We start from the raw sequence: 14,636 nt of genomic DNA on the forward strand, positions 1-14,636 counted from the left end.
CGCCCGCCGCCGCCGCCGGCAGTCGCCACCCGCACGCCAGACGCATGACAGCTGTCACTACGCCGCCGGCGCCGCGGCCAGCAGGATGCACCACGGTCGCGGCCCGCCCCGGCCGTGCGCGGCGGACGGTCCCTCCCCCGTCCGTCGCGGCCGGGGCGGGCTCCGTCGCCCCGGCGTGGCCACCGGCCACAAAGTGACTTCCGGCAACTGGCCTGCCTGTACCCTTGCGCCGGACACTGGCACGGGATCGAACCGAGAACGCAATGAACGCCTCCGCCGAACTGCTCAAGGAACTGCGCATCGAGCGCAACAAGACCCCCGCCCCGCCGCCGTCGCGGCGCGGGCTGTGGATCGGCCTGGGAGTGGCCGCGGCGGTGCTGCTGGCCGCCGCCGGCGGCTGGGCCCTGTTCGGCCGCGAGCGCGCGCCGGAGGTGCGCACCGCCACCGCCGCCGCGCTGGCCACCGGCGGCGGCGCCGGCGCGTCGGTGCTGGACGCCAGCGGTTATGTGGTCGCCCGGCGCATGGCCACGGTCTCGGCCAAGGTCACCGGCCGGGTCAAGGAAGTGCTGATCGAGGAAGGCATGCGGGTCGAGGAAGGCCAGGTGCTGGCGCGGCTGGACCCGATCGACGCCGACGCCCAGCGCACCCTGGCCAGTTCGCAGGTGGCCGCCGCGCGCAGCCAGGCCGACAGCGTGCAGGCGCAGCTGGTCGACGCCGAGGCCAATGCAAGGCGCCTGTCCGAGCTGGTCGGCCGGCAGCTGGTCTCGCGCGCCCAGTACGACCAGGCCGTGGCCCAGCGCGACTCGCTGCGCGCGCAGCTGGTCACCGCCCGCCGCCAGGCCCAGGTCGCCGGCGATTCGCTGCGCATCGCCGACCACGGGGTGGACAACACCGTGGTCCGCGCGCCGTTCGCCGGCGTGGTGATCTCCAAGGCCGCCCAGCCTGGCGAGATCGTCTCGCCGCTGGCCACCGGCGGCTACACCCGCACCGGCATCGGCACCATCGTCGACATGGATTCGCTGGAGGTGGAGGTCGAGGTCGGCGAGTCCTACATCGGCCGGGTGCAGCCGAAGATGCCGCTGGAAGCGACGCTCAACGCCTATCCCGACTGGCGCATCCCCGGCGAGGTGATCGCGATCATCCCGGCGGCCGACCGCGGCAAGGCCACGGTCAAGGTGCGCGTGGCGCTGAAGGAGAAGGACCCGCGCATCGTCCCGGACATGGGCGTGCGGGTCAGCTTCCTCGAGACCGCGCCCAAGGCCGGCGAGACGGAGAAGCCGCGGGGCGTGCGCGTGCCGGCCGCGGCGATCGCGCAACGCGGCGGCGCCGACGTGGCCTTCGTGGTCGGCGACGAGGACGCCGTCGAGCAGCGCACGGTCAAGACCGGCATCGCCATGGGTGGCGACCGCCAGGTGCTGTCCGGCCTGACCGCCGGCGAAACGGTCGTCCTCGACGCACCCGACACCCTGGCCGACGGCGACCGCGTCCGCATCGCCGGCGCCCAGCCCTGATCCTTTCGACGACGCCCCGCAACACGCCACGCCGGCCCACGGCCGGCCATCCCGAGGAATTGCGCATGTCCACCCTGGTCACCCTCCGCAACATCACCAAGACCTACCAGCGCGGCCCCGAGAAGGTGCAGGTGCTGCACGGCATCGACCTCGACATCCCCCGCGGCGACTTCGTCGCGCTGATGGGCCCGTCGGGCTCGGGCAAGACCACCCTGCTGAACCTGATCGGCGGGCTGGACACGCCCAGCGACGGCGAGATCGAGATCGAGGGCGAGCGCATCGACCGGCTCAGCGCCGGCCAGCTTTCGGCCTGGCGCAGCCACCACGTCGGCTTCGTGTTCCAGTTCTACAACCTGATGCCGATGCTGACCGCGCAGAAGAACGTCGAGCTGCCGCTGCTGCTGACCAAGCTGGGCGCGGCCGACCGCGCGCGCCGCGCGCAGATCGCGCTGACCCTGGTCGGCCTGGCCGACCGCCGCAGCCACCGCCCGAACGAGCTGTCCGGCGGCCAGCAGCAGCGCGTGGCGATCGCCCGCGCGATCGTGTCCGACCCGACCTTCCTGATCTGCGACGAGCCCACCGGCGACCTGGACAGGCATTCGGCCGAGGAGATCCTCGACCTGCTGCGCATGCTCAACCGCGAGCACGGCAAGACCATCATCATGGTCACCCACGACCCGAAGGCGGCCGAGTACGCGACCCATACCATCCACCTGGACAAGGGCGAGCTGGCCGACGCGCCCGCCGCGCACTGACCGGAGGACACCGCGATGAAATACCTCTCGCTCGTATGGGCGCAGCTGTTCCGCAGCAGGACGCGGACGCTGCTGACCCTGCTGTCGGTGGTCACCGCCTTCCTGCTGTTCGGCATGCTCGACTCGGTGCGCGTGGCGTTCAACTCCGGCGGCAGCGTCGACGGCGCCAACCGCCTGGTCACGACCTCGCGCCTGTCGATCACCCAGAGCCTGCCGGTGCGCCTGCAGGAACAGATCCGCACCGTGCCCGGGGTCAAGGACGTGACCTACGCGATGTGGTTCGGCGGCATCTACCAGGATCCGAAGAACTTCTTCGCCAACTTCTCGGTGGCGCCGAATTTCTTCGACGTCTACAGCAACTACGAACTTCCCCCCGAGCAGCTCAAGGCGTTCCAGGAGACGCGCACCGGCGCGGTGGTCGGCGAGACCCTGGCCAAGGAATTCGGCTGGAAGATCGGCGACACCATCCCGCTGCAGGCCACGATCTTCCCGCGCGGCGGCAGCAACGACTGGCCGCTGACCCTGGTCGGGATCTTCCGCTCCAAGGACCGCGCCGCGGCCGCGGGCGAGGAGCGCCAGCTGGTCATGAACTGGAAGTACTTCGACGAGTCCAACGACTACATCAAGGGCCAGGTGAGCTGGTACACGGTGACCCTGGACAACCCAGACCACGCCTCGCGCGTGGCCCAGGCCATCGATGCGCTGTCGCTCAACTCCGACCGCGAGACCAAGAGCCAGACCGAGTCGGCGTTCCAGCAGTCCTTCGCCAAGCAGTTCGCCGACATCGGCCTGATCGTCACCTCGATCATGGGCGCGGTGTTCTTCACCCTGCTGCTGCTGACCGGCAACACCATGGCCCAGGCGGTGCGCGAGCGCGTCCCGGAGCTGGCGATCCTGAAGACGCTGGGCTTCAAGGACGGCACGGTGCTGTGGCTGGTGCTGGTGGAATCGGTGCTGCTGGTGGGGCTGGGCGGCCTGGTCGGGATGGGACTGGCGCGGGTGATCCTGCCGGGCCTGGCGAGCAGGGCGCAGGGCATGCTGCCCCCGACCATCCCGCTGCAGACCTGGATCGTGGGGCTGGTGCTGATCGTGCTGATCGGCCTGGTGGTGGGCGTGCTGCCGGCGCTGCGCGCCAAGCGGCTGAAGATCGTCGATGCGCTGGCCGGACGCTGAGGAGACCCGATCATGAAGATGCAATGGCTTTGGAACCTGCTCACGATCGCGGCGCTCGTCGTGGGACTTGGGGTGTGGATCATGCTGCCGTGGCAGGGCGTGCTCGCCGTGGCGGCGGTGCTGGCGCTGTGGTTGTTCCTGACCCGCAGCGGCCGGCTGGCGCTGGCCGCCACCGGGATCGGCATCGCCAGCCTGCCGCAGCGCTGGGGCGCGTCCTCGGTGATCGTGGTCGGCATCGCCGGCGTGGTCGCGGTGCTGGTGGCGATGCTGTCGATGGGCCGCGGCTTCCAGTCGACCATGAACAGCACCGGCGACGAGAGCACGGCGATCGTGCTGCGGGGCGGTTCGCAGGCCGAGACCAACTCGGTGGTCATGCGCGACCAGGTGCCGCTGATCTCCAGCCTGCCCGGCATCGCCCGCGACGGCGAAGGCCGGCCGCTGGTGTCGCCGGAGCTGTCGCAGGTGGTCAACCTGGTCTCGCGCGCGGACGGCACCGACGTCAACGCCCAGTTCCGCGGCGTGGGCGAGATGGGCTGGGCGGTGCACGACAAGGTGAAGATCGTCGAGGGCCGGAAATTCGGCACTGGCCTGCGCGAGATCGTGGTCGGCCAGGGCGCGCGGAAGCAGTTCCGCGACCTGGATGTCGGCTGCACGCTCAACCTCGGTAACCAGCAGTGGTCCGTGGTCGGCGTGTTCGCCTCCGGCGACGTCCACGACTCGGAGATCTGGACCGACGCGCAGACCCTGGCCACCACCTACAACCGCGGCGCCTGGCAGTCGGTCAGCGCGCGCACCGAGGGCAAGGCCGGCTTCGACCAGTTCAAGGCGGCGATGGCGTCCGATCCGCGGCTCAAGCTCGATGTCGAGACCACCAAGGCCTACTTCGCCAAGCAGAGCGGCCAGCTCAACCAGCTGCTGACCATCCTCGGCACCGTGATCGGCGCGATCATGGCGGTGGGCGCGGTGTTCGGCGCGCTCAACACCATGTACGCGGCGGTGGCCGGGCGCGCGCGGGAGATCGCCACGATGCGCGCGATCGGCTTCCGCGGCCTGCCAGTGGTCGTGGGGGTGATGCTGGAGACGATGCTGTTGGCCCTGTTCGGCGGCCTGCTCGGCGGCCTGCTGGCCTGGCTGATCTTCAACGGCTACAGCGCCTCGACCATGGGCAGCAACTTCAGCGCGGTGGTGTTCCAGTTCAAGGTCACCCCGGAGCTGCTGTGGTCGGGGCTGAAGTGGGCGCTCGGCATCGGCCTGGTCGGCGGGCTGTTCCCGGCGCTGCGCGCGGCGCGGCTGCCGATCACCACCGCACTGCGCGCGCTCTGAGATCCACGCGCACCGGCGCCGGCTCCGCTGAACGGAGCCGGCGCTGTCATCGCGCTGTCACCGTAATGCGGTAGAAGCACGGCGCGGTCACGCGCTACGGTGGGCCGCCGTCGTCGATGCGCCGCCATGTCCGTCGTTCCCCTGTCCGCCATCGCCCGGCCCCGCGGCCTCGCGGCGCGGTTGCTCCTGCTGGCGTGCGCCTGCCTGCTGCTGGCCGGCTTCACCCATTCCCGCGCCCGCGGCCTGACCGATCCGGCCAGCGCGCTCGGTGAACGCCTGGCCGCTCCCGGCGGCGTGTCGCCGCTGCTGCCCGGCGCGAAGATCGATGCGCTGCTGGCGACCATTCCGACCCGCAGCGGCCACGTGCTCACCCCCGACGGCGTGTCCGTGTTCTGGCGCGCGCTCGACCCGGGCGACTACCGCATGCGCTACGCGTGGCAGGGCGCGCAAGGCGGCCAGCGCCAGCGCATGGACTACACGCTGTCCCTGCAAGCGCCGGCCTACCCGATCGCGGCGCGCGGCACGGTGATCCTGCTGCACGGCTGGATGATGGACGGCGGCTCGCTGCTGCCCTGGTCGGTGGAGCTGGCCGAGCGCGGCTACCGGACCATCGCCGTCGACCTGCGCAACCACGGCCGTTCCGGCGCCGGGCCTTCAGGCTATGGCACGCGCGAGGCCGCCGACGTGGTCGCCGTGCTGCGCCAGCTGCGCGCGCAGGGCGAAGTCACCGGTCCGTTGCACGTGATGGGCGTGTCCTACGGCGCGGCCACCGCGATCTTCACCGCGCGCGATCTCGGCGCGCAGGTCGACGACCTGCAGCTTGGCGGGGTCGTGGCGATGGAATCGTTCGACAACGCCGGCCGGGCGATCCGCGACATGGTCCCGCACATGCTGCAGCGCGCACCCGACAGCCTGCGCGAATGGGCGTCGGCACAGTGGCTGCGCTGGCGGTACGACCCGCACACCCTGGACGCGGCCATCGCCGATGCCGACCGCCGGCTGGCGCTGGACCTGGACCGGGTCGACGTCGGCGCCGCCCTGGCGCAGGCCCCTGCCTGCGTGCTGCTGATCCACGGGCGCGACGACGCGCACGTGCCGGTGGCGCATGGCCGCGCCCTGGCCGCGGCCGCGCCGCGCGCCCGCTACCTGGAACTGCCGGGCGAGGACCACCTGAGCCTGCCGATGCGGCTGGACCGGCTGGCGCCGGTGGTGGAGGACTGGTTCGCCCGCACCCCCGGCAACGGCGGCGGCGCCTGTCCGCAGCCGCTGCCGCCGGGGCGGGCGTGAGGCTGCCTACGCGGGGAGCGGCCTGCGCCGGCTGCGCCACAGGCCCTCGCCGGCGTAGATCGCCAGGCCCAGCCAGATCGCGCCGAAGCCCAGCGCGCGCGAGGCGTCGAACGGCTCGTGGAAGAACCACACCCCCAGCAGCAGCTGCAGGGTCGGCGCGATGTACTGCAGCAGCCCGACCACGCTCAGCGGGATCCGCCGCACCCCGTAGGCGAAGCCGATCAGCGGCACCGCCGTGACCACCCCGCCGAACACCAGCAGCAGGTCGATCCCAAGCGGCCACGCCCCGGCGAAGCCGCCGCCATGGCCCCATTCGGCCCACAGCACCCACGCCAGAGACGGCACGAACAGGTACAGGCTCTCCAGCGCCAGGCCGCCGACCGGGTCCACCGCCACCAGCTTGCGCACCAGCCCGTACAGCCCGAACGAGGCCGCCAGCCCCAGCGCGATCCACGGCGGCGAGCCTGCACTGAAGGTCAGCCAGGCCACGCCGGCCGCCGCGCAGCCGACCGCGATCCACTGCAGCCGCCGCAGCCGCTCGTGCAGCACCAGCACGCCCAGGACCACGTTGACCAGCGGATTGATGAAGTAGCCCAGGCTGGTCTCGACCACGTGCCCGGCGTTCACCGCCCAGATGTACAGGCCCCAGTTGAACGCGATCAGCACGCTGCTCAGCGCCAGCGCGCCCAGCGCACGCGGCTGCGCCGCCAGCCGCCGCAGCCAGCCCAGGCCGTCGCGCAGGGCCAGCCAACCGACCACCAGCAGCGCGCTCCACAGCACCCGGTGGGCCATGATCTGGATCGCCGGCACGGTCTTGAGCAGATGCCAGTAGAGCGGCACCACGCCCCAGATCACGAACGTGCCGGCGGTGACCGCCAGCCCGCGACGGTCGATGGCCGTGGCCGCGCTCATCGCCGCAACACCCGGGCCAGGGTGATGATGACCACGCCGGCCAGGATCACCGCCATCGCCCCCAGGTCGTGGGCGCTGAAGCGCTCGCCGGCCAGCCACGCGCCCAGGGCCACCGCGATCGCCGGGTTGACGTAGGCGTAGCTGCTGACCAGCGCCGGGCGCACGTGGTGCAGCAGCCAGACGTAGGTGCTGAAGGCCACCACCGAACCGAACACCGCCAGGTAGGCCAGGGCCAGGGTGCCGTGCAGGGTCGGCGACGCCGCCAGCGGGCTCTCGCCGCGCAACAGGCCGGCGGCCAGCAGCATCGCCCCGCCGCACAGCATCTGCCCGGCGGCGGCCATGAACGGCGACGGCAGGTCGCGCCCGCGCGACCACACCGAGCCGAACGCCCAGCCCAGCGGCGCCACCAGCAACAGCACCAGCCCGGCCGGGCTGGCATTGAGGCTGCTGCCGGCATTGAGCCAGACCACGCCGGCGAAGCCGATGGCGATCCCCAGCCATTCGGCGCGGGTCGGCTTCTGCCCGAACATCGCCCCGAACAGGCCCATCCACAAAGGCACCGAGGCCACCGCCACCGCGGCCAGGCCCGAGGACACGCTCTGCTCGGCCAGGACCACGCAGCCGTTGCCCAGCAACAGCAGCAACGCGCCCATCGCCAACAGGTTCTTCCACTGCGCCCGGGTCGGCGCGGCCACCCCGCGCCAGCGCAGGAAGGCGTACATCGCTCCGCCCGCCAGCAGGAAGCGCGCGCCGGACACCGCGCTCAGCGGCGGCCAACCGCCCTCCAGGGCGAAGCGGATGCCGAGATAGGTCGAGCCCCAGACCACGTAGACGATGGCCAGGGCGAAGGCGACGGCCAGGCCGGCGGCGCGGGCCGGGGCCTGTGCGGGGGAAGTCATGGGGGCGAAGGCAACGGGTGCGGCCGCCGATTCTAGTCCAGCGCCGCAATCGCGGACCGGGCCGGTGGTCACGGCCACGGCGGGCCGGGCGAAAAGCAGCGTTGCGGCCACGGGGCTGAACGCCCGCGGGGGCGCCGCCTGAAGCCATCGCAACGGCCGCGTCCTGCAGGCTTGCCGCTCCCCGGGCGCGGGCGCATATTCCGGCCACGTCACGCTGGAGTGTCCGACCATGAAACTGCTGCGTACCACTTCCCTGTTGCTGGCCCTGGCGGCGCTGCCGGCATTGGCATCGGCCCGCAACGTCACCGACCCGGAGCGCCCGCGCGCCCTGCCCGCCGAGGGCCAGGTCGCGGTCGCCTGGACCGATCCGTCCGCCTTCTCCGAGCTGCGCTTCAGCGGCAACCGCTGGGAGGCCGCCCAGGGCGACTGGGTGACCCAGCTGGCCGAATACCTGCGCAAGGAGGCCGGCGAACGCCTGGCCCCGGGCCAGTCCATGGAGGTCACCATCACCGACATCCAGCGCGCCGGCCGCTTCGAGCCGGGCCTGGGCTTCCGCTGGGACAGCGTGCGGATCATGCGCGACGTCTATCCGCCGCGGATGACCCTGGACGTGCGCATCACCGGCGCCGACGGCCAGGTGCTGGCGCAGGGCCAGCACAAGCTCTCCGACACCAGCTACCTGATGAACAGCTCGCTGCTCAGCAACACCGATCCCCTGCGCTACGAGAAGCGCATGATCGACGACTGGCTGCGGCGCGAACTGCCGGCCCAGCGCAACCTGGCGGCGTCGCCGTAAGGCCTGTCGACGCCGCATCGGCGTCGACCCGGCCCACCCACATCAGAACTCCGGCGCCAGCGCCCGCTCGATGTCCTCGCGCGGGACGTTGGTGTAGTTCTTCGGCACCTCGGCCAGCAGCCGGCCGCGCACCTGCTCGTGCAGCAGGGGGCGGATCTGGCCCAGGGTCTGCGGATCGGCCGCCAGCACCAGGTGCTCGTAGCGTCCCTCCAGCGCGTCCTGGTTGAGCCTTTGCGCCAGCTGGCGGGCGAACGAGGCCTCCTCGGCCTCGCGCAGGGGCACGTCGGCCGGCAGCACCGCCGGCATCACGCCCTCGGCCGGATCCAGGAGCAGCGCTTCCTCCTGATGCAGGCGGACGGCGCCGTTCTCGCCGCCGAGGTTGCGGAACAGCCGGGCCGAACCGCCGTCGGCCACCAGGACCAAGGCTTCGCGGGGGATCCTGCGCATGGGCACTCCTGTCTGCGGGATGGACCCCGAGCCTAGGCGGCACGGCGTTAGCGTTCCGCGCACGGAATGTCAGGATTCCGTCCGCGCACCGGACCAGCGCCCTCCACCGCCGGCCGCCGCCGCTTGCGGCATGATGGCCGCGCCCTCACCTGTCCCCTCGTTCCCAGGGAGTCCCGCATGAGCCGTTTCGACCTCAGCCCGCCCACCGAGGCCCAGTTCCAGGCGCTGGCCGCGACCCTCTCGGCCGACGAGCGCCGGGTCCTGCTGCAGCACGGCACCGAGGCGCCGTTCTGCGGCGTGTTCCTCGACAACAAGCGCGAAGGCACCTACTGCTGCCGGCTGTGCGGGCTGCCGCTGTTCCGCTCCAGCGCCAAGTTCGATTCCGGCACCGGCTGGCCGAGCTTCTTCGCGCCCTACGACGAGGCCCACCTGGGCCGCATCCGCGACACCAGCCACGGCATGGTCCGCACCGAGATCGTCTGCGCCCGCTGCGGCAGCCACCTCGGCCACGTGTTTCCGGACGGCCCGCCGCCGACCCACGAGCGCCACTGCCTGAACTCGGTCTCGCTGGGCTTCGTCGACGCCGGCGAGGCGCTGCCCGATCCCCTGCGCCGCGGCGGCGCCGAAGCCGGCCCGGCCTGAGGCTTGGCGCCGGCGCGCAGTTGCGTACCATGCGTGTTCCTCCGCGCCAGGACGCCATGCGATGAAGTACCTGCTGCTGGTCTACATCGACCAGGAACTGCTCGACGCCGTGCCGGCCGAGGAATTCGACGCGCAGATGCGCCACTGCATCGGCCAGGCCGACGCCTTGCAGGCGCAGGGCACCCTGCTGGGTTTCAACCGGCTCGAGGCCCCGGCGCAGGCGCGCACCGTGCGCACGCGCGAAGGTCGCACCTCGGTGTTCGACGGCCCCTTCGCCGAGACCAAGGAGATGCTGGCCGGCTACAACCTGATCGAGGCCGATTCGCTGGAGCAGGCGGTGGAACTGGCCAGGCAGTTCCCGTGGACGCGCTACGGCAGCATGGAGGTGCGGCCGGTGGCCGACATGGATGCCGAACGGGTGCGCGTGGGCGCCTGAACCAGCGCGCCCTCGGGGCCGAGTGCCTCCTCAGCCACAGGCGCCGTCGGCATTCGCGGTCACGCAGTGGCGCACGTCCGTGGGCAGGCCTTCGAGCCGATGGCGTTTGCCCGGCGCCAGGGCGAACGCCTCCAGGGTGCGCTGCCGGCACGCGTCCGCGCCGGCGTCGCAGACCTCCTCGTAGACCCGGTAATGGCAGTCGCCGCTGCGGCTGGCGAAGCACTCGAAAGTGGCCGCGCCTTCCGCCAGGGTGGTCTTGCTGAAGAGGACATCGACCCCGTTCTCGCTGGCGCGGGTGATGCTGGTCACGCTGGGACGGGTATCGCAGCCGAACAGCGCGAGCAGGCAGGACAGCAGGCCGGTCAGGAGCTTCATCGGACACCTCGTTGCATTAGCTGGGCCGGGCGCGTTGGCCGGCGGCGGTGCGGGGGACCGCGCGCAGGCGAGCGCGGCGACCTCCTGTGGATGCGGCAGGCGGGCGATCGGTCGCAGGCGATCGCCCGCCTGCTTCACATGCCGCGGAACAGGGCCATGAACGGCACGCTCACCGCCAGCGTCTCCGGCCGCTGCTTCAGCCGCAGCTGGCCCTTGCCGCTGTCGTCGCGCACCACCGAGGCGACCGCGGCCAGGTTGACGATGGTGGAGCGGTGGATCTGGCGGAACCTGTGCGGATCCAGCGCCGGCAACAGGTCCTTCAGCGGCGTGCGCAGCAGCGACTCGCCCTCGGCGGTGACCACCACGGTGTACTTGCTGTCGGCGCGGAAGTAGGCCACGTCCTCGAGCATGATCAGCCGGGTCTCGCGGCCGCTGTTGGCGGTCAGCCAGGCCAGCGGCGGCGCGGCCTGCGGCTCGGCCGGGCGCTGCGCCAGGTGCCGCAGCAGGGCGTCCAGCGCCGCCGGGTCCGGGCGGCCGCCGGCCATGCGCGCCTGCAGCCTTTGCACCGTGGCCTGCAGCCGGTCGCGCGCCACCGGCTTGAGCAGGTAGTCGACCGCGCCCTGCTCGAAGGCGTCGATCGCATACTGGTCGTAGGCGGTGACGAACACCACCTGGGTCCGCGGGCTGACCTCGGCCAGGGCGGCGGCGACCTCGATCCCGGTCAGGCCGGGCATGCGGATGTCGAGGAAAGCCACGTCCGGCTTGTGCGCGGCGATGGCTTCCAGCGCGTCGGCGCCGTCCTCGCACTCGGCCACGATCCGCAGCCCCGGCCAGACCTCGCCCAGCTGCAGCAGCAGGGAGGTGCGCAGCAGTTCCTCGTCCTCGGCGATCACGCAATCAACCATGGCGGGCGGCTCCGGGCAGCGGCGGCGGCACCGCGCCGGGCGGGTGCTCGGCCGGGATGTATGGCGCGGACGGCGCCGGCGGCGCGGCAGGGGCGGCCCCTGCCGCAGCCGGCAGCGGCAGGGTCAGGGGCGCGGCCACGCCGCTGGGGAAGTTGGACACGATCGAGAACGACGCGCGCTCGCCGTAGGTCAGCTGCAGGCGCTCGCGCAGGGTCTTCAGGCCGATGCCGGTGCCTGAGGTCGCGCCGCCGAAGCCCTGGCCGTCGTCGGCCACGGTGACGGTGGCCTGGTCGTCGAAACGCCGCGCCAGGACCCAGACCGTGCCGCCGCCCGGCTTGGGTTCCAGGCCGTGCTTGATCGCGTTCTCGACCAGGGTCTGCAGCATCATCGACGGCAGCTGCAGGGACTTCAGCTCCTCGGGCACCTCGATCTTCAGCTCCAGCCGCGCGCCCATGCGGATCTTCAGGATCTCCAGATAGGCGCGGGTGCGTTCCAGTTCCTCGCCCAGGGTGGACAGGGCGTCGTGCTCGCGCGGCAGCGAGCGGCGCAGGTACTGGATCAGGTGGCCGAGCATCTCCTCGGCGCGCGCCGGATCGGTGCGCGCCAGCACCTGGGCGTTGGCCAGGGTGTTGTAGAGGAAGTGCGGCTCGACCTGGGCCTGGAGCAGGTTCAGCCGGGCCACGGTCAGGGCGTTGTCGGTGGCGCTGCGCTCGGCGGCGGCCTGTTCGTCGCGGCGCTGCTCGGCCACCCGGCGGGTGACCGCGCGCAGCAGCGCCTCGGCGTTCTCGTAGCTGGTGCCCTCGTCCAGCGCGAACAGGTCCACCCAGTGCGGCGCGTCCGGCTCGCACAGCAGGGTCAGGCCGCTGGTGCCGTCGCCGGGCTGGACCGTGGCCAGGATCCGGTCGTGGGTGATCGCCAGCCGCGCCAGCAGGTTCCAGCGCGAAGGCTGGTTGCCGCCGAACGGATCGATCCGGCGCACCCGCGCGCGCAGCTGCAGGCTGCCGGGCGAAGGCTCGATGTCCTCGACCCGCGGCAGCTCGCGCATCGCCGCGGCGATCAGGTTGAACGCGGCCCCGGTGTCCAGCGGCACCTCGATCCGGCGCTGCTGGTGATTGCTCAGCACCGCCGCGTCCAGGCGGCCGGCGACCAGACGCACCCGGCGCAGGTGGGTGACCGCGCCGAGCAGGGCCATGACCATCGCGCCCACGGCCAGCAGGGCGAAGAAGCCGCCGGGGCCGCCGAACACGCCGCCCCAGACGAAGGCGGCCAGCAGGACCGCCACCGCCCAGGCGAAGAGGATGCGCAGGATCAGGAACAGGCTGGAGGACACGTGGGGCACCGCGGGATGTTCGATTGCCGCGGAGGATAGCCGGCCGCCGCGCCCGCACAACCGCGCGGCGACGGAACCGGGCCGGAGGCGATGGAACACGGCCTACACGGCGTGAATCCGTGCCCGGAGAGGAGCGAAGGCCTCGCCTGCGCGGTTTGCCCGCCGCCCTACCCCGCCAGCCGCCGCCCCTGCCCGCCGCGGATCCGCCCCCACCCCCGCTCGAACACTTCGCCCGCCTCGGTCTCGTTCAGCGGGCTGGCCTGCACGCTGTCCCGTTCCAGGAACAGCCGCCGGCCCTCTCCTTCGTCCGCGCGCGGATGATTGAGGTAGACGTCGTAGGCCGCGCACAGCACGGGCCAGTAGCGCACGAAGCTGCGCATGGCGCGCGCGCGCGGCAATGCGTGGTACTGGTCCTTCCAGTGCTGCCGCTCGCGTTCGATGTCGATCAGGACCGACGGCCGGGCCGTCGGCGGTGAATTCTCCATGATGTTCCGGTATCCCGTGCTTCCGCCGTGCGTTCCTGCGCGGCGCTGACCCCTGTGGAAGCAAGCGTCCCAGTCGCGGCGTCGCGCACGGGTGAAAGCGGCGGGCGGCGACTGAAAGGTTCAGCCGCGGGCGATGGCCGGCGATCGCTACGCCAGCAGCGCCTCGCCCGCCGCGTGGCCCGACGCCCAGGCCCACTGGAAGTTGTAGCCGCCCAGCCAGCCGGTCACGTCCAGCACCTCGCCGATGAAGTACAGGCCCGGCACCCGGCGCGATTGCATCGTGCTGGAAGAAATGCCGTCGGTGTCTACCCCGCCCAGAGTCACCTCGGCAGTGCGGTAGCCCTCAGTGCCGCTGGCCACCAGCGGCCAGTTGGACAGCAGGGCCGCGGCCTGGCGCAGCTGCGGCGGGTCGTATTGGCGCATCGGCCGGTTCGGCAGCCAGACCTCGCACAGGCGCTGGGCGAAGCGCCGCGGCAGTACCTCGGCCAGCACCGTCTTCAGCTCCGCGTCCGGGCGCTGCTTCTGCTGCGCGTGCAGCCACTCGTGCGCGTCGCGGCCGGGCAGCAGATCCAGGCGCAGCTCGTCGCCGGACTGCCAGTAGGAGGAGATCTGCAGGATCGCCGGGCCGCTCACCCCGCGGTGGGTGAACAGCAAGGCCTCGCGGAAACTGCGCCCGTTGCAGCGCGCCTCCACCTCCAGCGCCACCCCGGACAGGTCGGCCAGCCGCTCCTGGTGCTTGCCGCTGAGGGTCAGCGGCACCAGCCCGGCGCGGGTGGGCAGCACGCCGTGGCCGAACTGCCGCGCCAGCTCGTAGCCGAAGCCGCTGGCGCCGAGGCTGGGGATCGACAGCCCGCCGCTGGCCACCACCAGCGCCGGCGCGGCGAACGTGCCCTGCGCGGTGCGCAGGCGGAAGCCGCCGCCGTCGGCCTGCTCGACCCGTTCGATCGCGCAGTGGCTGCGGACCTCGACCCCGGCCGCGGCGCACTCGTCCAGCAGCATCTTCACGATCAGCTTGGAGGAGACGTCGCAGAACAGCTGCCCTGGCGCTTTCTCGTGCCAGGCGATGCGGTGCTTCTCGACCAGGTCGATGAAGTGCCACGGGGTGTAGCGCGCCAGCGCCGACTTGCAGAAGTGCGGGTTGGCCGAGAGGTAGTGGGCCGGAGTGGTGCCGGTGTTGGTGAAGTTGCAGCGGCCGCCGCCGGACATCAGGATCTTCTTGCCGACCTTGTTGGCATGGTCGAGCACCGCCACCCGCAGGCCGCGGCCGCCGGCGGTCAGCGCGCACATCAGCCCGGCCGCGCCGGCGCCGACGACGATCGCGTCGAACGGGTGGGTGGACACCGGCGCCTCCGGCCGGAGG

General features: G+C 72.2%; 16 protein-coding genes. 8 read left to right on the forward strand and 8 right to left on the reverse strand.

Annotation, left to right across the window (positions count from 1 at the left end; all coding sequences use genetic code 11):
* The first annotated feature begins 263 nt into the window (after positions 1 to 263).
* The 5 genes from CSC62_RS00960 to CSC62_RS00980 all read left to right on the forward strand — a co-directional run bounded on the left by CSC62_RS00960 (position 264) and on the right by CSC62_RS00980 (position 6,049).
* Positions 264 to 1,511, forward strand: coding sequence for an efflux RND transporter periplasmic adaptor subunit (locus CSC62_RS00960; RefSeq protein ID WP_162404285.1), 1,248 nt, complete (start codon positions 264 to 266; stop codon positions 1,509 to 1,511).
* A 65-nt stretch (positions 1,512 to 1,576) separates the two neighbouring features.
* Complete coding sequence (locus CSC62_RS00965; protein ID WP_162404286.1) at positions 1,577 to 2,266, forward strand: ABC transporter ATP-binding protein; 690 nt, start codon at positions 1,577 to 1,579, stop codon at positions 2,264 to 2,266.
* Positions 2,267 to 2,281: 15 nt separating this feature from the next.
* Positions 2,282 to 3,439 carry an ABC transporter permease gene (locus tag CSC62_RS00970; protein ID WP_162404287.1) on the forward strand — a complete coding sequence of 386 codons (1,158 nt, stop codon included), beginning with the start codon at positions 2,282 to 2,284 and terminating at the stop codon, positions 3,437 to 3,439.
* Between the two features lie 12 nt (positions 3,440 to 3,451).
* Positions 3,452 to 4,762 carry an ABC transporter permease gene (locus CSC62_RS00975; protein WP_162404288.1) on the forward strand — a complete coding sequence of 437 codons (1,311 nt, stop codon included), beginning with the start codon at positions 3,452 to 3,454 and terminating at the stop codon, positions 4,760 to 4,762.
* A 126-nt stretch (positions 4,763 to 4,888) separates the two neighbouring features.
* Positions 4,889 to 6,049: an alpha/beta fold hydrolase gene (locus CSC62_RS00980; protein WP_162404289.1), complete on the forward strand. Its 1,161-nt coding sequence runs from the start codon at positions 4,889 to 4,891 to the stop codon at positions 6,047 to 6,049.
* Positions 6,050 to 6,055: 6 nt separating this feature from the next.
* On the opposite strand, the gene rarD is transcribed toward CSC62_RS00980, so the two are convergent.
* Both rarD and yedA read right to left on the reverse strand, forming a co-directional pair.
* Positions 6,056 to 6,961 (reverse strand): EamA family transporter RarD, encoded by a 906-nt coding sequence (rarD, locus tag CSC62_RS00985; protein WP_162404290.1) that lies wholly within the window; start codon positions 6,959 to 6,961, stop codon positions 6,056 to 6,058.
* Positions 6,958 to 7,860, reverse strand: coding sequence for a drug/metabolite exporter YedA (gene yedA, locus CSC62_RS00990; RefSeq protein WP_162404291.1), 903 nt, complete (start codon positions 7,858 to 7,860; stop codon positions 6,958 to 6,960). Before yedA ends, rarD begins: the two co-directional genes overlap by 4 nt.
* Positions 7,861 to 8,089: 229 nt before the next feature.
* Here yedA and CSC62_RS00995 point away from each other — a divergent pair, with 229 nt between their 5' ends.
* Positions 8,090 to 8,656: a DUF3016 domain-containing protein gene (locus CSC62_RS00995; protein WP_162404292.1), complete on the forward strand. Its 567-nt coding sequence runs from the start codon at positions 8,090 to 8,092 to the stop codon at positions 8,654 to 8,656.
* A 42-nt stretch (positions 8,657 to 8,698) separates the two neighbouring features.
* On the opposite strand, the gene CSC62_RS01000 is transcribed toward CSC62_RS00995, so the two are convergent.
* Positions 8,699 to 9,103: a host attachment family protein gene (locus CSC62_RS01000; RefSeq protein ID WP_162404293.1), complete on the reverse strand. Its 405-nt coding sequence runs from the start codon at positions 9,101 to 9,103 to the stop codon at positions 8,699 to 8,701.
* Positions 9,104 to 9,280: 177 nt separating this feature from the next.
* On the opposite strand from CSC62_RS01000, the gene msrB reads away from it, so the two are divergent.
* The gene (gene msrB, locus CSC62_RS01005; RefSeq protein ID WP_162404294.1) at positions 9,281 to 9,745 is read left to right on the forward strand and encodes a peptide-methionine (R)-S-oxide reductase MsrB; all 465 of its coding nucleotides are present in this window, start codon (positions 9,281 to 9,283) and stop codon (positions 9,743 to 9,745) included.
* A 61-nt stretch (positions 9,746 to 9,806) separates the two neighbouring features.
* On the forward strand, positions 9,807 to 10,181 hold the full coding sequence (locus tag CSC62_RS01010; RefSeq protein ID WP_162404295.1) for a YciI family protein: 375 nt from the start codon (positions 9,807 to 9,809) through the stop codon (positions 10,179 to 10,181).
* A gap of 30 nt (positions 10,182 to 10,211) precedes the next feature.
* Here CSC62_RS01010 and CSC62_RS01015 read toward each other — a convergent pair whose 3' ends face one another.
* The 5 genes from CSC62_RS01015 to CSC62_RS01035 all read right to left on the reverse strand — a co-directional run bounded on the left by CSC62_RS01015 (position 10,212) and on the right by CSC62_RS01035 (position 14,563).
* Positions 10,212 to 10,556, reverse strand: a complete 345-nt coding sequence (locus tag CSC62_RS01015; protein ID WP_162404296.1) for a hypothetical protein — start codon at positions 10,554 to 10,556, stop codon at positions 10,212 to 10,214.
* Positions 10,557 to 10,690: 134 nt separating this feature from the next.
* The gene (locus tag CSC62_RS01020) at positions 10,691 to 11,461 is read right to left on the reverse strand and encodes a LytR/AlgR family response regulator transcription factor (RefSeq protein WP_162404297.1); all 771 of its coding nucleotides are present in this window, start codon (positions 11,459 to 11,461) and stop codon (positions 10,691 to 10,693) included.
* Positions 11,454 to 12,791: a sensor histidine kinase gene (locus tag CSC62_RS01025; RefSeq protein WP_162404298.1), complete on the reverse strand. Its 1,338-nt coding sequence runs from the start codon at positions 12,789 to 12,791 to the stop codon at positions 11,454 to 11,456. Before CSC62_RS01025 ends, CSC62_RS01020 begins: the two co-directional genes overlap by 8 nt.
* 167 nt (positions 12,792 to 12,958) lie before the next feature.
* Positions 12,959 to 13,276: a hypothetical protein gene (locus CSC62_RS01030; RefSeq protein WP_162404299.1), complete on the reverse strand. Its 318-nt coding sequence runs from the start codon at positions 13,274 to 13,276 to the stop codon at positions 12,959 to 12,961.
* A gap of 147 nt (positions 13,277 to 13,423) precedes the next feature.
* On the reverse strand, positions 13,424 to 14,563 hold the full coding sequence (locus tag CSC62_RS01035) for a BaiN/RdsA family NAD(P)/FAD-dependent oxidoreductase (protein WP_425501974.1): 1,140 nt from the start codon (positions 14,561 to 14,563) through the stop codon (positions 13,424 to 13,426).
* Positions 14,564 to 14,636: the final 73 nt, after the last annotated feature.

Origin of the sequence: Pseudoxanthomonas jiangsuensis, assembly GCF_010093185.1 — a bacterium.
Taxonomy (GTDB): Bacteria; Pseudomonadota; Gammaproteobacteria; order Xanthomonadales; family Xanthomonadaceae; genus Pseudoxanthomonas; species Pseudoxanthomonas jiangsuensis.